Genomic DNA, 19,966 nt, shown 5'->3' with positions numbered 1-19,966 from the left:
CAGGGGAACGCATCCCAAATGTAGGCCTTCGCCTGCTCGCGATGAGGCCGGTCGATTCAGCGAGATTCAGGAATACTGAACCTCAATCTCATCCAGTTGATGATCAAAGCTTTTCAGCCGCGCGGTCCAGGTGTAAACCAGAACCTCAAAATCCCGATCAATCACCGCCCCGCCCGCCCCGTCGGCGCGCGGATCGCAGAAATCCAGTTGATAGCGTTCACGGGCCATCGCTGTGGCGACATCGGATAATTCGCGGGCATTGTTGAGCCAGTGCCAGCCCTCGCCATCAATCTGCTTGTCGAGTTCAAGACACTGCTTTTTCAGCGCTTCGAGGCTCTTTTCCAACGGCGTGCCGGTGAGTTCGCCCATGACTTCGGCGAAGGTCCGTCCCGGCTGCCAGTAGCTGCCCCAGAAATACCGGTCGAACACGGTTTCGACCCGGCGCAGAGCGACTTTGGTGTCCCAGATCAGCACCAGAGTCTTGCCCTGTTCAAGTTGCCGTTTCTTGACACGCTGCACCTGGATCGACGCCCAAGCGACCACGACGATTGCCATGACCGCAATCAGCGCGACGGCGCTGTCGAGGAAGACCATGGCCTTGTCGATCTGGTGAGCCAGCATGATGCCGTAGAAATAAGTGGCCGAGAGCAGCACCAACGCTACCAAGGCGCACCAGAAGCCGAGAGCGTAAGGGTTTTTCATTATTGGTTTCCCCTAGACCAGCGCTAGCAATGTGCGCTGGAAGGGTGCTTTGCACGGGGCGCCCTTCCAACACTTCAAAGCATAGCAACGGCCTCAGGGTTTGCCGGGGCTTGCAGCGTTCGTTCGTCCGCTTTCCCAACCGCCGCCCAAAGCGAGGAACAAATCGATCTGGCTCATCGCAACCTGGGTGTTGGCGGCGGCCAATTGCGCGGTGACGTCGGTGTAGGTGCGCGTTGCTTGCAGGTCAGCGAGGAACGACTCGCGGCCGGCCTGGAAGAAGCGGTGAGTCTGGTCGGCGGCCAGTTTCGCTGACTGCTCGGCATCGGCCAGTGCGTCGCGGCGTTGCAGCAAGGCGCTGTACTGGGCCAGACCGGTCTGGGTTTCGCGAATGGCGTTGAGCACCACGCCGTCGAAGTGCGCCAGTGCGCCTTGGGTGCTGGCTTCAGCCTCGCGGATACGCGCACGGGCGCCGTTGGTCGGCACTTTCCAGCTCAGCGATGGGCCAAAGCCCCAGCGGTTGGTCGACGGATCACCCAAGTCATCGATGAGACCAACAGTGCCGATGGTCGCGCCGATACTGATGTCCGGATACAACTCGCCAGTGGCGACGCCGATCCCGGCGGTCGAAGCGGCCAGACGACGTTCGGCCTGGCGAATGTCCGGGCGACGTTTGAGCAGCGCAGAGCCATCGCCGACCGGCACCAATTGGGCGATTTTCGGCAATTCGGCGCAGGTCGCGGTGCCAGCGGGCAACTGATCAACCGGTTTCGCCAGCAACATCGACAGACGGTACAACCCAGCTTGACGGGCCGCTTCATAGCGCGGCAGTTCGGCGCGCAGGGATTTGAATTGGGTTTGCGAGCGAGTCACCTGGGTTTCGTCGCCACGTCCGGCGTCACGCAGTCGCTGGATCAGCGTGGTGCCTTGCGATTGCAGGTCGAGAGAGTGCTGGGCGATCTCCCGTTCTTCGTTGGCCGCGCAGACTTGGGTGTAAGCACGCACGACGTCTGCCACCAAAGTGATCCGCGCCGTGTCTGCCGCGGCCTGGGTCGCGTCGGCATTGGCCTTTGCGCCTTCGATGCCACGCTGCAAGGTGCCCCACAGATCGAACTGATAAGAAGCGCTGATGCCGATGTCGCCGACGTTATCGACCGGGACTTTTTCCGGCAGCAAGAATGCCTGACCAGACTCTTGCAAACGCTGCGCGCCCATCTTCACACCTGCGCTCCAGCCGCCCGCGGCTTCCGCCTCATCGACCTGAGCGCGAGCCCGTTGCAGGTTCGCCGCTGCGACGCGCAAATCGGTGTTGGAGGCCATGGCCTGCTGCACCAGTTGATCCAGCCGCGCATCTTTATATAGCCGCCACCAGTCCGCCGGCACTGGCGCCGAAACTACAGGTTTGCCGGCCACGGCCAGTTCACCCTGAAAATCCTTGCGCTGCACCGCCGCATCCTCAGGCACGTGATAGTCCGGCCCGACCATCTGACAGGCCGAGAGCATCACGCCCAACCCGGCGATCATCAGCGCCCTGCTCATTGCGCGGGCTCCTGCTTTTTATCGTCGATTTTTGCGTCATCGATAATGGATACCGTGGCAGTGCGCCCGGCGATCATGCGGAAGTCTTCCGGCACGTCGTCAAAGGCAATCCGCACCGGAATCCGCTGCGCCAGCCGCACCCAACTGAACGCCGGGTTGACGTTAGGCAGCAGGTTGCTGCCGCTGGTACGGTCGCGGTCTTCGATACCGGCAACGATGCTTTCAACATGCCCACGCAGTTTGGCGCGGTCGCCGATCACGCGGATATCCACCGACTGACCGACATGAATGCCGTCGAGTTTGGTCTCTTCGAAATAGCCGTCGATGTGGAACGAGTTGCTGTCGACCACCGACAACACCGGGCGCCCGGCGGTGACGAACTCCTGCGGACGCGGCGCGCGGTCGTTGACGTAGCCGTCCACCGGGCTGCGAATCACTGAGCGGTCGAGGTTGAGTTGAGCGCTGTCCACGGTGACCATGGCTTCGGCCAGTGCCGATTGCGCACGGGCGACCTTCGACTGGCTTTCTTCCAATTGCTCAGCCGGTACGAGGTTGCCGAGGCCACGGTTACGTTTGGCTTCGCGCTGGGCCTGGGCGAGGGTTTCTTCGCGATCGGCGACAGCCGCTTTGGCCTGACGCAGGGCCAGTTTGAAGCGATCCTGGTCGATGCTGAACAGCACCTGGCCACGCTTGATCAACTGGTTGTCTTTCACTTCAACCTGTTGGATCAACCCGGAAACGTCCGGAGCGATCTGGATGATGTCGGCGCGAATGTGGCCGTCACGGGTCCACGGCGCAAACATGTAATACATCACCATGCGCCAGACGAGAACAACGGCAAAAGTCACGATCAGCAGGGTCAGTACCACGCGACCGATGGTCAAAAACGGTTTTTTCATGTCATCAGGTATCGACTGAGTGAGTCCACGCCGTACAGCAGTACCGCGTAGAGGGCCACGTTGAACAATGCCCGGTGCCAGACCAGACGGTAAAAGTGCACGCGCGTAAGCACGGCATGCACCAGTAAAAACAGCACATAAGTGATGCCCATCAACACCAGCAGGGTCGGCAGGAAAATGCCGCTGATGTCCAGATCACCGATCATAGGGGCGCTCCATCGGGCAGCGGTTCTTCGGAGTCGGCACTGGAGACGAATTCGACGCCGGGCAACAACGCCAGACGCAAACCGCTCAAGGCATGCAACAGGTTCAGACGGGTTTCATCGTCGCCGTGGCCATTGAGTGCGCGACGAGTGCGATCGAGGGTCATCAGCAACGGCGCTGGCGCCGGCAAGCGTTCGCCAGCCTTGAGGCAAGCGCGGAAATACTCGCCGACTTCACTGACCACTTGCTGCAACAGCACGTTCGGCGCGCCGGTCACCCGTGGGGTGTAGGCGAGCAAATCGAGCAGGTTCAGGCCCACACGCACTTCGCGCATGGCAATGCCGGTGTCCTGGCCGGTCAGGGCCAGACGCGGCAGGTGCTGCATCAGGCGATCGAGCAACTGCACGCCCAATTTGCGGTGTTCGGCAAGGTTGGCCGGCTCGGTCATGTGGACGATGTCTTTCCAGCTGAAACGCGTCAGGCGTTTCGCCGCCAGTTCGGCACCGAACGGGCGTGCGACCAGCGTCCAGATAAACGCGAACAACAGCCCGATCGGACCCGCGAGGTTCGAGTTCACGAAGGCGAAAAAATCCGCATCGTAAGCGCCCTGAATGCTGATGAATGAGGAGGTGTTGACCAGCGTCAGCAGCATGCCGAGGAAGAACCGCGGCTGCACCGTCAGCGTGCCGACGCAGATGAACGGGATGGAAAACGCCAGCACCAGCATCGGGAAATCATGCAGGTTGGGCAGTATCAGAAACAGATAAAGGCTGGCGAACAACACCGACATGCCGGTCCAGAAAAAGAACCGGTAAATCTGCGGTGCCGGGTCGTCCATCGAGGCGAAAAAGCTACAGGCCACCGCGGCGAGAATCACTGCGCTACCGCCGTCCGGCCAGCCGAGCAGAATCCACAGCACCGAGGCAGTGATGATCGCCAGAACGGTCGAGGCCGCCGAGTAGAGCATCAGCCCACGATCGATAAACGGGGTGAGCCGACCCAGGCGCCAGTGGCGATAAACCGCGCGCCAGCTGTCCTGGCGTTCGCAAAGAATCGCGTCCTGCAGACTGCGGCAGTCTTGCCACAGATCGATGAATTCGCCGAGGCGATAAATCGAATTTGAGAACAGCAACTGCCTGCGATCCTCAAGTGCCTCGATGCTCGGCTGCTGGGCTTCGAGCTGATCTTTCAGGGCTTGCCAGCGATCGAGATCGGCGTCCTGATGAGCGAGCCATTCGCGGGTCGCGGCCAGCAGCGGTGCGAATTTTTCCACCAGTTCCGGCGTGCGCCGTTCGAGGGCGTAGAGCGAATCTTCCAGCGCATCGATCACCGGCAACAGATGAATCATGCGCCCGCGCAATTCCTTGGTGTTGCGCACGGTTTGCGGTCGCGCGCCTTCGTGGGGCAACTGGCCGATCATCAATTCAAGGCTGTTGAAGTTGGCGACCATGGCCATGCGCAGCGCGGTGACTTCCTCAGGTTGCACGTCGCGGCTGAGGAATTTCAGACTGTAGGTCGTCGCGTCGGCGAACCACTTGCTCACCGCGTCGTTGAACACTGGCGCCAAGCGACGCGGCCAGAACATCGCACCAACCACGGCGGCGACAGCGATGCCGAGGAAAATCTCTTCGGTCCGCGCTTCCGCCACGTCCCACACCGCCAGCGGGTTATCCACCACCGGCAAGGCAATCAGCGGCAAGGTGTAACCGGCGAGCATCAGCGCGTAGCTGTTGGCCGTGCGCAGATGCAGGGACATGAACAGCAAAATCCCCGTCCACAGCGCGATGACCACCACCAGCACATACGGGCTCTGGACGAACATCGGCACGAAAAAAACCGCCGCCGCCGCGCCGAGAAAGGTACCGATTGCGCGGTATAACGCCTTGGAACTGGTCGGCCCGAGAAACGGGCTGGAGACGATGTAAACCGTGGCCATCGCCCAATACGGACGCGGCATTTGCATGAGCAAGGCGATGTACAGCGCGATCATCGACGCTGCAAAAGTCCGGATCCCGTAGAACCAGTCGCGGGCCGGCGGAATGCCGGAGAAAAAACCGTTCAAGAATTGACCACCACAGGCGGATTGGCCGCCTCAAAAGCTCTGAGTACCCGAAGCGTAGCTTCCAGATCGCTTTGCTCGATGCCTTCGAGCACCTCGTGACGCAAGCGCACCAGTTCGATCTCGACAGCCTGCACCAGTTCACGCCCGGTGTCGGTCAGGCTCAGGCATTTGGCGCGGCGATCCTGGGCATCTTCGGTGCGGCAGACGTAGCCGGAATGGCACAACTGATCGAGCAGACGCACCAGCGACGGACTCTCCATCCCGGCCGCCTGCGCCACTTGCACCTGACGCACGCCCTCGCCCAAGCGACCGATCATCAACAGCGGCACGGCGCAGGCTTCGGAGATTCCGTAGTTGACCAGCGTGGTCTGGCAGATCTTCCGCCAATGCCTGGCGGCCACCACCATGGCACTGCTGATGTTCATCTGGAGAGCGTCGAGTTCGTTCGGCACGAGGAAATGCACACTGTTAGTTTGCTAACTATCAATATCGCATTGGAGGGGAATTTCAGTCAAGTTTTGAAACAAATTGCCTGTTCAGGGTTAGCCTACCGAATCGAAATCACCCGCAATCTGCTCAATGAAATCGAAAACCTCCTCCGGCACGCTGAACTGGAACTGCTTACGTCGATGCTTTGAAACTTTGTCACCGTTTTCCAGACACATCATTACCAATTTCGAGAGGTCGCTCCCCCGTACGTCAAAACGCCCATTCACCTCTTTGATGACGTAGTCGTATTTTTCAAGAAACTCGGTCTCCTCGCGCAGCTCCACTTCCAATGCTCGCAAGGCCATCTGCAAGGTAAATTCTGCACATTGAGTCCCGTCCCAGAATCGATAGATCGAGTCGTGCCCAATAAAATCGAAAGCCATCTGATCAGCGTCCAGCCAAGTGACATTCCAGAACTCTCTTGCGGGTTTCGAGAACTCCTTTAACGCTTCGAGATAGCCAGACTCTTCGTGTTTCATCGCTACGGAAACCGGTAACAACAAACCATTTTTTAGAGCGCCAGAGTGGCAAAGCGTCTGGTGGATCAGGAAACGTGAAAGTCGACCATTGCCATCCATGAACGGGTGAAGAAAGACAAACCCGAAAGCCACAACCGCTGCAGCTATCAACGGATCAACCTGCTTGGCTGAGTGATTGGCAAAACTCATCAACTCGTCCATCAACTCCCTGCACAATTGCGGTGGAGGCGGGACATAGCTGACGCCAGCTGCGCCTCTCAAGCCGTTGTGTAAATGGTTCTGTTCATGACGGAAAAGCACAGCTTTATCGAAAGGATTGGAAACCGTACTGTTCTGCAACTCGACCAAATAGTCTTCGCTCAACTCTGTTCGCTCATGGGCTTGGCGGAGAAGCCGAACAAAACGGCGAGACTTTTCTTCGTTGGGCTCTTCTTTCTCAATAGCAAAAGAATCGCGGGTCTCATGCAGATAGGCCCAATTGATTGCCCGATCCATCATTTCCGGCGGCAACGTCGCCATAAAAGCCTGGGCTCGACCAAGGATGTCCAGATCAAGCAGCGCCTGCAGCTCCGTCGTACGCTCGACTGTGGCGCAGTAACGCATTGACCCCAACCCGTTAAAATCTACCCGCCAACGACTATTTCGAATTGCAGGCCCGGTGACATAACGCTTGGGATCAAACAAAGCGACAACGTTGCCCCGAACCGGTACGGAATATTCCAGCTGTTTGCCCGTGAAACTTTCCCAAAGAAAACAGGCTTTGCGGATAAATACCCCGTTAGGTGATCGGCTCAACTCACCTAGCAACTCGTCCGCTTCAACGGTTTCAAGCGCCTGAGCAAGAATGCACAGGTTTATTCCCTCATGCTTCAGAGCAAACAAGATGTGCTCAAGTGTCGAACCCTGTGCCGGCGCGACGCCGTTTGGAACCGCTAGACACTCACCGATCAAGGTAATCCGGGTAACCGGTTTGATCATCGCAATGCGCTTGGGGGCAAATGCATTAAGCTTCAGCGCATCACGCAGGTGGGCATATCCAACAGTTGGCATCGTCATCGTCCACATAAAAAATTCACTGCGACGATTAAAGCCCAGTTTTTTTTACATCTCGCATGTTTTTTTTACATTTCAGCCTTTTCCTACAATTTTTTTTACACACTTCTGCCCTTACGCAACAACACATCCAACTGATCCACCACCTCCGCCCAATCGGCGTCATCCAGAATCTCGTCACGCAAAAACTCCGCTTGGCTCTTCGACCAGAAAAACGCGTCAGCCAAATGCAGTTCGGGTTTGAGCGGGGAATGGGTGGTGATGAATTGGTCGATGCTGGTCGGGTCGTTGTCCAGGCCGAGTTGTTTGAACAGGGATGGGAGATTGTGGGTTGGTTGCTCCATTGCTGAACTCCTTCAAAAATGGGGTGTTTGGAACATTATTCGCGAGCAGGCTCGCTCCCACAGGGGAATGCGATCAACCTGCTCGCGAAGGCGTCAGTGCCGGCGCCACAAAGCTTAATCACTCAACTCCCGCACCTCGGCATGCGGCACCATTTTCAGAAACTCCGGCATGCTCATGTGCAGCAGGTAATTGTGGTTGCCCGCCTCCAGGTAGATATCCTTCTGACGCGTCAGCAACGGGTCGATTACCATGTCCAGGCCATAGGAGCCACCCAGCGGCGGCACCGCGCCGCGTTCGCAGTCGTCGAAGATGTGCGCCAGATTGCTTTCGCGGGTCAGTTGCCATTCGCCGCTGGTGCGCACTTTGCTCAAATCCAGGTGACGGCTGGCCGGCAGCACGGCCATCAGGTAGTGCCCGTGGTGGTCGTCGAGGATGATCGATTTGGCCACGCGCTCGGCGGGCACCCCGGCGACCCGTGCGGTTTCCAGGCTGCTGGACGAGTGACGGTGAGCGACGATGTCGTATTCGCAGTGCGCCCGGTTCAGGCTGCTCTGCACCTTTCTTGCCATACGCATGATGCACCTCAGTGTTGCGCTGAACGGTGGTTGCCGTGTCTTTGAGTCTAGTTCGGCGGGTGTCTGGCGCAGGGAAATCCGCTCACCGGACATATCTGCACATTGATCAAAATTCATACAGGACAACCCTCAACTAGACTGAAAGAACCAGCCCATGACGCTCGCGGAGGGTCACGTGAACAGCCGATGTTGTGCGCTTGCCTTGCTCCTGCTGATCAGCGGCTCAGCCTTGGCTGCCGACACCCCGTTGCCGCCGATGAGTCCGGCCGGTTTGTGGCTGATTACCTTGGGCATCGTTTTCCTGATCGCGGAAGCTGCACTGCCCAATTACGGAGTGATCGGGCTGGGCGGCATCATCATGTTCGTCATCGGTGCGCTGATTCTGAGCAACGCCGAGTTGCCGGTGCCGATGATGATCGGCCTCGGTCTGATCAGCGCCCTGCTGTTGCTCGCGCTGCTGATCCGCGCCCTGAAAACCCGCCCGCGCCATGCGGTCAGTGGCGACGCCGGCCTGCTCGGCAGCGTGACCGCGATCACCACGGTGCAACCGGGCGATGCCCGTAATGGCTGGGTGCAACTGCAAGGTGAACGCTGGCAAGTGCTCAGCGCCACGCCGCTGCACACCGGGCAACCGGTACGCGTGGTGGCGCGCAAGGGATTGTTGCTGCAAGTGGCCGCGACTGACGCGGCACCGCTCGGAGAGTGATCATGGGTCTGCAAATCGGTTTTGTTGCGCTGCTGTTGCTGGTCATTGCCTTGGCCGGTTCGACGTTTCGCATCCTGCGGGAGTACGAGCGCGGCGTGGTGTTTCAGCTTGGCCGCTTCTGGCAAGTCAAAGGTCCCGGCTTGATTCTGCTGATTCCGGTGGTTCAGCAAATGGTCCGGGTCGACCTGCGCACGGTCGTCCTCGATGTGCCGCCACAGGACGTGATCACCCGCGACAACGTGTCGGTGAAGGTCAACGCCGTGCTGTATTTCCGCGTGCTCGACCCACAGAAAGCGATCATTCAGGTCGAGGATTTTCTCTCGGCCACCAGCCAACTGGCCCAGACCACCTTGCGCGCGGTGCTCGGCAAGCACGAACTGGATGAACTGCTGGCCGAACGCGAACAGTTGAATATCGACATTCAGCAGGTGCTCGATGCGCAGACCGACGCCTGGGGGATCAAGGTCGCCAACGTCGAAATCAAGCATGTCGATCTCAACGAATCGATGGTCCGCGCCATCGCCAAACAGGCGGAAGCCGAGCGCGAACGACGGGCCAAGGTGATTCACGCCGAAGGCGAACTGCAAGCCTCGGAAAAACTCATGCAGGCGGCGGAAATGCTCGGCCGTCAGCCCGGGGCGATGCAGTTGCGCTATATGCAGACCTTGAGTTCGATCGCCGGCGACAAGAGTTCGACGATTGTCTTTCCGTTGCCGATTGAATTGCTCAAGGGCATGGCGGATTTGTCCGGCAAGTCATGACCCGCCTATTCACCCGCAGGTTTGGGCACGAACAAGCGTGCTTGCATCCCGCCCGCATGGACTTCAGCGCTGGGCTGCCAGGTTGCGGGTAGCGCTGAGAACTCTTGTGGCTCGTCGACGGTTCCGACCAGCCAGACCCGGCCTCCGGCTGGCAGCTCCGTCAGGCTGTTCAGATAGACATCACTCGTCACCAGCGTGCCGAACCCGTACTCATTTGGCCGCGTCGATTGGCCATCGGCTTTCGGTGGGGTGAAGAGGCGCACCTGCGCCCCGCTGCGATCGTAGTAGACGTAGCTCAGATACCAGAGCATGTCGCTGGTGACGATGCGGTCACCGGGAAGGAAATGCTGGTTGACGTACTTCACGACCGTGTCGAGTTGATCATGACTGTCGACCGTGGCGTTATTGTTCACACCGACCAGTTCCACGCCGACCAGCGCTACCAGCACCGCCAAAGCAAGCATGCGAACGCGGCTATACAAACGATCAATGGCCAACGCTGCGAGCATCGGTAAACCGAGGGCGAATGCCGTCAGATATCGCTCAATGAATACCGGCGTGATGAACGACACCGCGAACACCAGCAACAGCGGCAGGCCGGTGTACAGCGCCAGCAGAATGCTGCCGCGCGACACACTGCGATCGCGCATGACGGCCACAACTGCCAGCACCAGCAGTGCCAACGGCAGCGCGCCAAAGACCAGCAGCGGCAGACTCTCGCCATCGTCCTGAATCAGCCATGACCAGATCATCGACGGCAACGAACCCAGCGTCACCGCTGGCTCCCAACCGACATCGCCGCCGACTTCGAGTTGTTGCATGTGCTGCATCAAGTCGAGCAGTTTTGGCAACCAGGGCAGATACAGCACGCCGATGGCCAGATTCGCCAGCCACCAGTCCGCACGCTGGATATGCCGGAAGCGATAACCGCGCTGCACGCGAATGCCGAGCAGATAAACCCAGTGACACAGTGCGGCCAGCACGGCGAAATAATGGGTGTAGAACGCTGCACTCATCAGCAGCACGTAATACACCAGATAGCGCTGACGTCGCGGGTGCCGGATCCAGTAGACCAGCGCCAAGCTTGCGGCAATCAGCAGCGCACCGAGCAGCGCGTACATGCGCACTTCCTGGCTGTAGCGCACCGCCGTCGGTAGCAGTGCGAGCAACAATCCGGCGATGAACGCGGCGCGGCGAGTGGCCAGGCGATCCACCAGCCACACGCCCAGCCCGACCGCCGCAATGCCGGCCAGCGCACTGAGACAGCGGAGCGCAAAGATGCCGTCCCCGAACAACCCGATCCAGCCATGCAAGACCATGAAGTACAGCGGCGGATGCACATCAAATGCCGCGTGCTGCCAGATTTCACTCAGCGAATAGCGCGCCAGCAGCAGGCTGGAGCCTTCATCGCCCCAGATCGCCGCCGCCGTCAGGTCATAAAAACGCACGAACGCGGCCAGCACCAGAATTGGCCACAGCCAGTGATCTTTTACCCAGCGCACCCAACGCAGGCTGCCGAACCAGGAACCGGGCGCGGCAAACGGGTCTTGCGTGTCGCCCATTGGCGTGACTCTGTTGACCGCCATCGCTTCCTCTTGCCGCGCCGCAGCGCCACGAGAGTATGACGCGCCAACCTGCCCATCACTTTAGGTCAGCCAAAGCAGAACCGTCGATGCCGGTTGGCGCTTTCACGACACCCGGCAACCCGGCGGCGACTTTCGCCTCTGGATACACCGATTGCCAACCGCCGCCCAAGGCCTTGTACAGCCCGACCATGGCCAGCGACACGCCAGTGGAGCTTTCCACCCACTGCTCCTGCGTCGCCAGCAGCGCGCCTTGCACAGTGAGGACGTTGACGAAATCGACCACGCCTTCGACGTATTGCTGTTGCGCAGTGCGCAGGGCGATCTGGTTCTGGCGTACGGCTTCGGCGAGGCTGTCGCGCCGGCGCTGGCTGGCGTTGTAGGCGGTCAGTTGATCGTCGATTTCATGCCACGCGCGCAGCACGGTTTGCTGATAGGCGACGGCGGCTTCCTGTTGTTGCGCTTCGCGCAGTTGCAGCATGCCGCGCAGGCGTCCGCCGTCGAACAACGGCAGGCTGAATTGTGGGCCGATGCCCAAGGCGCGCGAGCTCCACGAGCCGAAATCGCTGAGTTGCATGGCTTGGGAGCTGAGGTTGCCCGACAGGGTAATACGCGGATAGAAATCGCCCTTGGCCACGCCGATATTGGCAGTCGCGGCGTGCAAGCGCGCTTCGGCCTGACGGATGTCCGGGCGGCGTTCGGCCAGTTGCGACGGCAGGCCGATAGCGACTTGCAGCGGCGACCGCGGCACGGCGGCGTCGGTGGATAACTCTTTGGCCAAGGCTTGCGGCGGTTCGCCCATCAGCAGGCTTATCGCGTTGATCAACTGCGATTGACGTTGTTCCAGCGCAGGCAGGCGCGATTCGATGGCCGCGACTTGCGCGGCGGCTTCGGCGACGTCGAGATCAGTTGCCACGCCGTCAGCCAGACGCAGTTGCGAGAGTTTCAGACTGTGCCGCGCGACGTCGAGGTTCTGCTCGGTGACGGCGCGGGTGTTCTGCACGCCGCGCAGTTGAATATAGTTTTGCGCCGTGTCGGCAAGCACTGCCAGCAACACCCCGCGACGGTCGTTTTCGGCGACTTCGAGGTTGGCATCGGCAGCTTCGGTTTCACGGCGCACGCGGCCCCAGAAATCCAGTTCCCACGAGGCGGAGAAACCGGCGTCCCACAGGTTGAAGGCGGAATCGCCGTTGTGTCCGGACGGGTCGCTCAGACCTTTGCTGCTGTTGCGTTCGCGCGCGTAGCTGCCGGTGGCCGCAGTGTTTGGATAGCGGTCGGCGGTGATGACCTGGCGAGCGGCGCGGCTTTGTTGCAGACGGCTGCTGGCCAGTTGCAGATCGAGGTTGCTCTGCACCGCACGTTGAGTGAGCGCGGACAGTTGCGGGTCGTGGAAGACTTCCCACCAGCGTTCGTTCAGGGGTTCGCTGACGGCTTGGCTGGGGGCGGACTTGGCGGGTTTGGCCCAGTCGGCGATTTGTGTGGCTTGAGGCTTTTGGAAGTCAGGGCCTACTGTGCAAGCGGTGAGAGTTACTGCGAGCAAGGCACTCAAGGTGATTGGCTGCCACGCGCCTCTTCGCGAGCAGGCTCGCTCCCACATTTTGGATTGCGTTTTCCCTGTGGGAGCGAGCCTGCTCGCGAAGGTGTCGGTTCGATCAACACGGCTCATCGCTGAGTCACCTCACGCACCGACGTCGCCGCGCTTTTGGTATCAATGCTCGCCTCCACCGACATCCCCACGCGCAAGCGCTCGGCCAGCGGCTGCCCTGGCTCCAGCATGATTTTCACCGGAATCCGCTGCACCACCTTGGTGAAGTTACCGGTGGCGTTGTCCGGTTTCACCGCCGCAAAGGTCACGCCCGTCGCCGGAGCGATACTCTCGACGCGACCGGTCAGCGCTTCACCACCCAGGCTGTCGACGCGTACTTGCACCTCTTGCCCTGGCTGCACATCAGTCAGTTGCGTCTCCTGAAAGTTCGCAACGACATATGCCTGCTTCAAAGGCACCACCGCCAACAGCTTGCTACCCGGCGTCACATAGGCACCGACGCGCACGGCCCGTTCGCCGATCATGCCGTCCTGCGGTGCGGTGATGCGCGTGTAGGAGAGTTCGAAACTGGCGATTTCCAGTGCCGCTTGTGCGTGTTTCAAACTGCCCTCGGCCGCATCGCGCTGAGCGGTGAGAATGTCGACCTGCTTGCGCTCCGCCGCCAGTTTCGCCGTGGCGGTGTCGAGATGAGCCGTGGCCTGATCGATGCGCGTGCGCGCCTGTTGCGCGTTTTGCACGGTGCCGGCACCAACGCCGGCCAAATGGTTGTAGCGATTCAACTCCTGCTGGGCGAAAGCCATTTCAGCTTTGGCCGACACCACCGAAGCTTGCGCCTGGGCGATCACCGACGTCTGGCGTTCCAGCGTCGCTTTGGCGTTCTGCAACTGCGCTCGCGCCACCAGAGTTTGCGCATCCGCCGCCTCGGCTGAAGCGCGCAGATCGCGATCATCGATCAGCGCCAGCAACTGTCCGGCCTTCACTTGCTGGTTGTCTTCCACCAGCACTTCCTTGATGAAACCGGCCACGCGCGGCACCACCAGGGTGTAGTCGGCGGAGACGAAAGCGTCGTTGGTGTTTTGCTGCGTACGTTTGCCAAACACACCGGGCAGCGCCAGATACACCAGCACGCCTACAGCCAGCGCGGCCGCCACAGCCACCGCGAGTTTTTGCTTTGCTTGAGTTGTCATAAAAACCTTCTGTTTCAGTACAGCGATCAGGTCGGCGCGCGCGGCGGATAGATTCGCGTCGGCAGCCAGAAAATCAGCAGGATCAACGCCACCGCGACGCCGGCCATGCACACATAGAGATCGGAAGAAGTCAGCACCACAGCCTGTTCGTGCAGGCGATGGGCAAGGCCCGGATCGCTGTGATCGGCGAGCGGCGAATTGCCCAGGCTGTCGACCAACATGGTCGAGTGGAAATGCAGGCGCGCGGTGGTCAGCGCTTCGATCACGCCGGTTGCGACCACGGCCGCCAAGCCTTTCACCGTGTTGAACCACGCGGAGGCGAACGACCCGTCCTGCGGCTGGATGCTGCCGGTGGACAACATCAATAGCGGCAACACCGACATCGGTTGACCGAAGATCTGCAGCCATTGCAGAACGTAGAAGTTGTCGCGAATCCATTCCGCGGTCAGCAGCGAGCCACCGAGGCAGGACAGCACCAGCATGCTCAAACCGATCCCGAGCACCCAGCGGCAATCAACCCAACGCAGGTTGCACAATGCCGCCACCAGCGGCAGCGCGATCAACTGCGGCAACGCGGCGATCAGCATGATCGGCGCGGTCTGCGCCGGGCGATAACCCTGCACCTGTGCCAGATAACTCGACGGAATCAACACCACCGCCTGCAGAACTATCAGCACACCGGCCAGGGTCATCAAGGCGAACGACAGGTTACGAATACCGAGCATCTGCAACTTGAAAAACGGAATCGGCTGCGACCACTCGTTGATCAGAAACGCCACCAGCAACAACGCGCCGGCGCTGAGCAATCCACAGATCAGGCTCGATTCGAACCAGTCCAGCCGATTGCCTTGCAGCAAACCGATCACCAACATGCAGATCGCTGGAAAGCCCAGCAGCAGACCTTTCCAGTTGAACGATTTGAGGCGTTCCAAACGCAGCGGGTCCTGCGGAATGCCCCACGCGACCATCGCCATGGCGATCAGGCAAGGCACGATGATTTGCCAGAACGTCCACTGCCAGCCGACGTATTCAGTCCACAAACCGGCCAGCGGCGTGCCGAGGCCGGGGCCGAATGTCGCCGTCAGGGCGTAGCCGGCCAGGCCATAGAGTTTGATGTTCGCTGGCAAAAAGCGCAGGGCGACGGTCATCAGCATTGGCGGCAACGCGCCTCCGGCCAGACCTTGCAGGATGCGCATCAGCAGCAGACTTTCGTAGTTGGGCGCGAATGGACACAGCACGCCGAGCAACGTGAACAGACCGATCGCGCAAAGGGTGAAGCGGCGCAACGAGAAGGTCACCGAACACCACGGCGCGAAGGCCATGGCCGCGACCGAAGTGGCGGTGTAACTGGCCACCAGCCAGGTGCCTTCGTCGTAACCGATGCTCAGCGCGCCACGGATGTCGGCCAGGGCCACCTTGGTGACCATCTCGTTGAGGCCCGACACCAGCACCGCCAGCAGCACACCGACCAGGCCAATGATGATCCGCGCCCCGAACACCGGTGGCGTCGCCGCCTTCGCCGGGCTGGCCGCAGCGATGGGCGCTGCCGCCGTCAGGGATGTCATGAATGCAAACTCCGGAGGGAAAAATACCGGAGCATCTTAGTCGGGCTTGGCAATGACGAAAATTGACTTATTGGCAGGTTATAAGTGCGCCAGACACAACAATGAACATCCCTTGTGGGAGCGAGCCTGCTCGCGAAGGCGTCAGGTCAGTCAATATCATTGGTGACTGATCCAGCGCTTTCGCGAGCAGGCTCGCTCCCACAGGTTTTGTATTGGCTGGGGGACTAAGGCTGTGCCGCCAGCCACGTTTCGTCGCAACAGGCCTTGAGGGTTTCACGCAGCCAGCGGTGCGCGGGATCCTTGTCGAATCGGGGGTGCCAGGCTTGAGTCAGCATCAGCGTCGGCAACGGGATTGGCAGGTCGAACGAGCGCAGTTTCAGCCCGAGCCGGCGGACGCTGAGCAGCGCTTCCTTGGGCACCGGCAGGATCAGGTCGGAATCCGGCAAGGCAAACATCGCCGCATGGAAACTCGGCGCGATCACCGCCACGCGCCGCTCCAGACCCAAAGCATTCAGCGCCGTATCGATGGGGCCGCGAGCGATGCCACGGCGCGACATGCTGATGTGGGAAAACCCGGCGTAACGCTCGGCGGTGATTTCGCCGTCGAGCAATGGATGGTCTTCGCGCACCAGGCCCACGAAGTGAGTGGAGAACAGGTTCTGTACTTTGACTTCAGGGGTGACAGGGCGGGTGTTACTGACGCTCAAATCGATGCGGCCTTCGCGCAGAGCTTCATCATCGCCATCGCCTTCGGGGACGAAGCGCAATTCGCAGTGCGGCGCGAGTTGATCGAGGGTGTCGAACAGCTTGCCGCCGTAGACGCCGATGAAGAAGTCGTTGGCGCGGATGCTGAAGCGCCGGCGTAGTGTGCCCAACTCCACGGTGTCGGCGGAACGGAACAACAGCGCCGCCTGCTCGACCACGTCGCGCACTTGTTCGCGCAACTCCAGCGCCTTGGGTGTCGGCACCAAGCCACGTCCGGCACGCACGAGTATCGGATCACCGATCGCTTCGCGGATCCGCGTCAGGGTTCGGCTCATGGCGGCCGGGCTGAGGTTCATCCGCCGCGCGGCGCCAACCACACTGCCCTCGTCGAGCAAGGCGTCGAGGGCGACCAGAAGGTTCATGTCCGGGAGTTGCATGCTGAGCACTCATGGCCGATCAGTATTGATCTGGGCGCAATGCTAGCAAACATTCTTCAAGTATTGCGGTGGCATGACTGACGCTATCGCGAGCAGGCTCACTCCTACATTAGATCTTCAGTGCCTACAGATTTTGTGTCCTACGCAGATCCCCTGTAGGAGTGAGCCTGCTCGCGATGAGGCCAGCCGCAACGCCACAGAATTACCGCTGCATACCCCAACGCTTGACCGTCACTCGCTCCAGCGTATCGAACACCAGATTCTCCACCAGTAAACCAATCAAGATCACCACCGCCAACCCGGCAAACACCTTGTCGGTGTACAGCTCATTACGGTTCTGGAAGATGTACCAACCCAACCCGCCCTTGCCACTGGTAGCGCCAAACACCAATTCAGCGGCGATCAACGTGCGCCAGGCAAACGCCCAGCCGATCTTCAACCCGGCGAGAATCGACGGCAGCGCGGCCGGGATCAGGATGAACAGCACCAGTCGCAAACCCTTCAGACCATAGTTGCGCCCAGCCATGCGTAGGGTTTCGGAAACGCCGAGAAACCCGGCATAGGTATTCAACGCCAGTGCCCACAACACCGAATGCACCAGCACAAAAATCAGGCTGTTCTGCCCCAGACCAAACCACAGCAGCGCCAGCGGCAGCAGGGCAATCGCCGGCAACGGGTTGAACATCGAGGTCATCGTGCTCAGCAGATCACGGCCCAACTGCGTCGATACCGCCAACGTAGTCAGGGCGAACGCCAAAACGATGCCGATCAGGTAGCCCTTGATCAGCACCACCAGCGAGATCCACACCTTGTTCAGCAGCTCACCACTGAGCAGCCCCTCGAACAGCGCGTGGCTGGTCTGCAAGAAACTCGGCAGCATCAGGTCATTGTTCTGAATCCGCGCGACCACTTCCCACAGCACCGCTAGCACAATCAGGATCAGCCCTTTACGCAACCAGCCCTGTTGCCACAGCCGCGTACCCAGCGACAACTCCCGCTCGACCGGCACTTCAGTCAGCGGCTCCAGCACAACTTCGAATTCTTCACGCACAGATGATGAATGGCTCATCGGGTAGTCCTCCTGGCCGCTCAATAGGCGATGCGAATGTCGTTGAAGTCGTGGTCACGCTCGGTTTCCGGCGACTGGCCTTCGTCGAACAGCAGACGATGAATGCGCCGCGCCGATTCCTGAAACGCCACGCCACCGAGGCTGTGCAGATCGTATTGATGGCTGTGCACTTCGGCGCGCACTCGGCCGGGATGCGGCGACAACAGCAGGATGCGATTGCCGACCACCAGCGCCTCTTCAATCGAGTGGGTGACGAACAGCAGAGTGAAGCGCACCTCTTCCCAGAGCAGCAGCAATTCTTCCTGCATTTTGCGTCGGGTCAGTGCATCAAGGGCGGCGAACGGTTCGTCCATCAAGAGGATTTTCGGCTGCATCGCCAACGCCCGGGCAATGGCCACGCGCGCTTTCATGCCGCCGGACAGGGTGTGCGGGTAAGCATCGGCGAACGCTGCCAGCCCGACTTTTTCCAGATAGTGCAGCGCGCGTTCTTCGGCTTCTTTTTTCTTCAGGGTGCGTGAGGCGAGCAGCGGAAACATCACGTTCTGTTTGACGGTTTTCCAAGGTGGCAGCTGATCGAATTCCTGAAACACCACAATCCGGTCCGGACCCGGCGCGTCGACGCGCTGGCCTTGCAGGCGGATCTCGCCTTCGCACGGTTGAATGAAGCCGGCCACTGCTTTGAGCAAGGTGGACTTACCGCACCCGGATGGACCGAGCAGCACGTAGCGATCGGCCGGGTCGATTTCGAAACTGACTTGGTGGGTGGCACGCACCACGCGTTGCGGCGTGCGGTATTCGAGGCTGACATGATCGACCGCCAGCAGCGCTTCGCTGCGAGCGATCGGGTTGCTGGCCGCGTGGCCTGGCAAGGGAGCGTTCATTTTTTGATCAATCTCCGGCGAATCAGAAAGGCGCGTCGCCCTGAATGGTCGTGCGATACAGCTTGCGGCGCAGGTGCGCGGGGCAGCCGGCGGCGAGATGGATCAGCGAACGGTTGTCCCAGAACACCAGATCGTGGGGCTGCCACTGATGGCGGTAGATGTTCTGCGGCAGCACGCTGTGGGCATAGAGCTCGGTCAGCAGCTGCTGGCTTTCGTCTTCCGGCAGGCCGACGATGCGCGTGGTGAAACCTTCGCTGACGAACAGCGCTTTGCGACCGTTTTCCGGGTGCGTGCGCACCACCGGGTGCACCACTTCCGCGACCTGAGCCAGTTGCTCCGGGGTCAGCGTCGGGCGCCAGTTGCCTTCGAATTTGGTTTCGCTGTAACGCGCCGTGTAGGAGTGCGCGGCACTGCGGCCTTCGACCGCTTTGCGCAACGCTTCGGGCAAGTTGTCCCAGGCTTTGTGCATATCGGCGAACAACGTGTCGCCGCCCTGCTCTGGCAACTCCTGTGCGTGGAGCATCGAGCCGAGACTTGGCAGCTCTTTATAGGAGAGGTCGGAGTGCCAGAATTTGCCGGCATCGCCGAGGCCGATGTTCTGGCCGTTTTCGATGATGTTGGAAACGATGAGGATTTCCGGGTGATTGGCCAGCAGGAACTGCTTGAGCACATGGATCTGCAACACGCCGAAGCGGCGGCTGAAGTCGATTTGCTGTTGCGGGGTGATTTGCTGGTCGCGGAACACCACGACGTGGTGATCCAGGTGCGCGCGATGGATGCGCGCGAAGTCTTGATCATTGATCGGCCGGGTGAGGTCGAGGCCAACGATCTCGGCGCCGACGGCACCACTGAACGGGCGGATTTCAAAGGGTTGCGGCGCGGCGGTCGCGGCGCTTGGGGAAGCAGTAGCTGCGGACATCTTTCCATCTCCCACGCACGGCACGCTCACGGGCGCGCTCGTCGATCAGACACTCACGCTGGATTGCGTGTTGGTTCAGGTCGTGCGGCGCGCCGATTGGTCGGCAGGTACGCAGGGGGATGACTTTATAGCTATAAGAATCTGAAATTAAATACCGTTAATGAATAACGATATGGCGATTGGTGAGGAATGGACTGGATGGTGAGTGACGGTTTTTGTCACTTATTGACAGAGATGTGGTGTTTGGGCTGCCGCCATCGCGA

The 19,966-nt window shown here is 60.2% G+C and carries 19 protein-coding genes; 2 read left to right on the top strand and 17 right to left on the bottom strand.

The genetic code is table 11. From position 1 onward, the window contains the following. Positions 1-66 precede the first annotated feature (66 nt). The 9 genes from VY732_RS00795 to VY732_RS00755 all read right to left on the bottom strand — a co-directional run bounded on the left by VY732_RS00795 (position 67) and on the right by VY732_RS00755 (position 8,344). The gene (locus VY732_RS00795; RefSeq protein ID WP_077570085.1) at positions 67-702 is read right to left on the bottom strand and encodes an NADH:ubiquinone oxidoreductase subunit N; all 636 of its coding nucleotides are present in this window, start codon (positions 700-702) and stop codon (positions 67-69) included. 93 nt (positions 703-795) lie between these two features. Further along, entirely contained in the window at positions 796-2,238 is a 1,443-nt protein-coding gene (locus VY732_RS00790; RefSeq protein WP_331693408.1) for an efflux transporter outer membrane subunit, read from the bottom strand. Beyond that, entirely contained in the window at positions 2,235-3,137 is a 903-nt protein-coding gene (locus tag VY732_RS00785) for an efflux RND transporter periplasmic adaptor subunit (RefSeq protein ID WP_137219072.1), read from the bottom strand. Before VY732_RS00785 ends, VY732_RS00790 begins: the two co-directional genes overlap by 4 nt. After that, on the bottom strand, positions 3,134-3,343 hold the full coding sequence (locus VY732_RS00780) for a DUF1656 domain-containing protein (RefSeq protein ID WP_007917703.1): 210 nt from the start codon (positions 3,341-3,343) through the stop codon (positions 3,134-3,136). The genes VY732_RS00785 and VY732_RS00780 overlap by 4 nt, the downstream gene beginning before the upstream one ends. Further along, the gene (locus VY732_RS00775; protein ID WP_331693404.1) at positions 3,340-5,403 is read right to left on the bottom strand and encodes an FUSC family protein; all 2,064 of its coding nucleotides are present in this window, start codon (positions 5,401-5,403) and stop codon (positions 3,340-3,342) included. Before VY732_RS00775 ends, VY732_RS00780 begins: the two co-directional genes overlap by 4 nt. Continuing rightward, positions 5,400-5,828, bottom strand: a complete 429-nt coding sequence (locus VY732_RS00770; RefSeq protein WP_331693402.1) for a MarR family winged helix-turn-helix transcriptional regulator — start codon at positions 5,826-5,828, stop codon at positions 5,400-5,402. The genes VY732_RS00775 and VY732_RS00770 overlap by 4 nt, the downstream gene beginning before the upstream one ends. Positions 5,829-5,945: 117 nt before the next feature. Beyond that, positions 5,946-7,436, bottom strand: a complete 1,491-nt coding sequence (locus VY732_RS00765) for a Fic family protein (protein WP_331693401.1) — start codon at positions 7,434-7,436, stop codon at positions 5,946-5,948. Positions 7,437-7,522: 86 nt separating this feature from the next. Continuing rightward, on the bottom strand, positions 7,523-7,768 hold the full coding sequence (locus tag VY732_RS00760; RefSeq protein ID WP_331693399.1) for a DUF2789 domain-containing protein: 246 nt from the start codon (positions 7,766-7,768) through the stop codon (positions 7,523-7,525). 114 nt (positions 7,769-7,882) lie between these two features. Then, complete coding sequence (locus tag VY732_RS00755; RefSeq protein ID WP_007917709.1) at positions 7,883-8,344, bottom strand: aminoacyl-tRNA deacylase; 462 nt, start codon at positions 8,342-8,344, stop codon at positions 7,883-7,885. A 154-nt stretch (positions 8,345-8,498) separates the two neighbouring features. Between VY732_RS00755 and VY732_RS00750 the strand changes: the two genes are divergently transcribed. Next, positions 8,499-9,050 (top strand): NfeD family protein, encoded by a 552-nt coding sequence (locus tag VY732_RS00750; RefSeq protein ID WP_110720832.1) that lies wholly within the window; start codon positions 8,499-8,501, stop codon positions 9,048-9,050. Positions 9,051-9,052: 2 nt separating this feature from the next. Further along, the gene (locus VY732_RS00745) at positions 9,053-9,811 is read left to right on the top strand and encodes a slipin family protein (protein WP_003220464.1); all 759 of its coding nucleotides are present in this window, start codon (positions 9,053-9,055) and stop codon (positions 9,809-9,811) included. 5 nt (positions 9,812-9,816) lie between these two features. Here the strand turns inward: VY732_RS00745 and VY732_RS00740 are convergent, their stop codons facing one another. The 8 genes from VY732_RS00740 to VY732_RS00705 all read right to left on the bottom strand — a co-directional run bounded on the left by VY732_RS00740 (position 9,817) and on the right by VY732_RS00705 (position 19,703). After that, entirely contained in the window at positions 9,817-11,397 is a 1,581-nt protein-coding gene (locus tag VY732_RS00740) for a glycosyltransferase family 39 protein (RefSeq protein WP_331693395.1), read from the bottom strand. A gap of 55 nt (positions 11,398-11,452) precedes the next feature. Continuing rightward, positions 11,453-13,060, bottom strand: coding sequence for an efflux transporter outer membrane subunit (locus tag VY732_RS00735; RefSeq protein WP_331693394.1), 1,608 nt, complete (start codon positions 13,058-13,060; stop codon positions 11,453-11,455). Continuing rightward, positions 13,057-14,127 (bottom strand): HlyD family secretion protein, encoded by a 1,071-nt coding sequence (locus tag VY732_RS00730; protein ID WP_331693392.1) that lies wholly within the window; start codon positions 14,125-14,127, stop codon positions 13,057-13,059. The genes VY732_RS00735 and VY732_RS00730 overlap by 4 nt, the downstream gene beginning before the upstream one ends. A 26-nt stretch (positions 14,128-14,153) precedes the next feature. After that, positions 14,154-15,692: an MFS transporter gene (locus VY732_RS00725; RefSeq protein ID WP_331693391.1), complete on the bottom strand. Its 1,539-nt coding sequence runs from the start codon at positions 15,690-15,692 to the stop codon at positions 14,154-14,156. 224 nt (positions 15,693-15,916) lie between these two features. Further along, positions 15,917-16,834 carry a LysR family transcriptional regulator gene (locus VY732_RS00720; protein ID WP_025113444.1) on the bottom strand — a complete coding sequence of 306 codons (918 nt, stop codon included), beginning with the start codon at positions 16,832-16,834 and terminating at the stop codon, positions 15,917-15,919. Between the two features lie 202 nt (positions 16,835-17,036). Next, a complete protein-coding gene (locus VY732_RS00715) occupies positions 17,037-17,903 on the bottom strand; it encodes an ABC transporter permease (RefSeq protein ID WP_331693390.1) in 867 nt (288 codons plus the stop codon). 20 nt (positions 17,904-17,923) lie between these two features. After that, a complete protein-coding gene (locus VY732_RS00710; protein ID WP_016985557.1) occupies positions 17,924-18,784 on the bottom strand; it encodes an ABC transporter ATP-binding protein in 861 nt (286 codons plus the stop codon). A gap of 22 nt (positions 18,785-18,806) precedes the next feature. Then, complete coding sequence (locus VY732_RS00705) at positions 18,807-19,703, bottom strand: TauD/TfdA dioxygenase family protein (protein WP_331693388.1); 897 nt, start codon at positions 19,701-19,703, stop codon at positions 18,807-18,809. Positions 19,704-19,966 lie beyond the last annotated feature (263 nt).

The sequence above is a fragment of the Pseudomonas sp. ZY71 genome, assembly GCF_036542145.1.
GTDB classification, from domain to species: Bacteria; Pseudomonadota; Gammaproteobacteria; order Pseudomonadales; family Pseudomonadaceae; genus Aquipseudomonas; species Aquipseudomonas koreensis_A.
This window is presented reverse-complemented; position numbering and strand designations above follow the sequence as displayed.

Coding starts and splice junctions, on each gene's coding strand:
- VY732_RS00795 (WP_077570085.1), bottom strand. CDS start 702: ATGAAAAACCCTTACGCTCTCGGCTTCTGGTGCGCCTTGGTAGCGTTG.
- VY732_RS00790 (WP_331693408.1), bottom strand. CDS start 2,238: ATGAGCAGGGCGCTGATGATCGCCGGGTTGGGCGTGATGCTCTCGGCC.
- VY732_RS00785 (WP_137219072.1), bottom strand. CDS start 3,137: ATGAAAAAACCGTTTTTGACCATCGGTCGCGTGGTACTGACCCTGCTG.
- VY732_RS00780 (WP_007917703.1), bottom strand. CDS start 3,343: ATGATCGGTGATCTGGACATCAGCGGCATTTTCCTGCCGACCCTGCTG.
- VY732_RS00770 (WP_331693402.1), bottom strand. CDS start 5,828: ATGAACATCAGCAGTGCCATGGTGGTGGCCGCCAGGCATTGGCGGAAG.
- VY732_RS00765 (WP_331693401.1), bottom strand. CDS start 7,436: ATGTGGACGATGACGATGCCAACTGTTGGATATGCCCACCTGCGTGAT.
- VY732_RS00760 (WP_331693399.1), bottom strand. CDS start 7,768: ATGGAGCAACCAACCCACAATCTCCCATCCCTGTTCAAACAACTCGGC.
- VY732_RS00755 (WP_007917709.1), bottom strand. CDS start 8,344: ATGCGTATGGCAAGAAAGGTGCAGAGCAGCCTGAACCGGGCGCACTGC.
- VY732_RS00750 (WP_110720832.1), top strand. CDS start 8,499: ATGACGCTCGCGGAGGGTCACGTGAACAGCCGATGTTGTGCGCTTGCC.
- VY732_RS00745 (WP_003220464.1), top strand. CDS start 9,053: ATGGGTCTGCAAATCGGTTTTGTTGCGCTGCTGTTGCTGGTCATTGCC.
- VY732_RS00740 (WP_331693395.1), bottom strand. CDS start 11,397: ATGGCGGTCAACAGAGTCACGCCAATGGGCGACACGCAAGACCCGTTT.
- VY732_RS00735 (WP_331693394.1), bottom strand. CDS start 13,060: ATGAGCCGTGTTGATCGAACCGACACCTTCGCGAGCAGGCTCGCTCCC.
- VY732_RS00730 (WP_331693392.1), bottom strand. CDS start 14,127: ATGACAACTCAAGCAAAGCAAAAACTCGCGGTGGCTGTGGCGGCCGCG.
- VY732_RS00725 (WP_331693391.1), bottom strand. CDS start 15,692: ATGACATCCCTGACGGCGGCAGCGCCCATCGCTGCGGCCAGCCCGGCG.
- VY732_RS00720 (WP_025113444.1), bottom strand. CDS start 16,834: ATGCAACTCCCGGACATGAACCTTCTGGTCGCCCTCGACGCCTTGCTC.
- VY732_RS00715 (WP_331693390.1), bottom strand. CDS start 17,903: ATGAGCCATTCATCATCTGTGCGTGAAGAATTCGAAGTTGTGCTGGAG.
- VY732_RS00710 (WP_016985557.1), bottom strand. CDS start 18,784: ATGAACGCTCCCTTGCCAGGCCACGCGGCCAGCAACCCGATCGCTCGC.
- VY732_RS00705 (WP_331693388.1), bottom strand. CDS start 19,703: ATGTCCGCAGCTACTGCTTCCCCAAGCGCCGCGACCGCCGCGCCGCAA.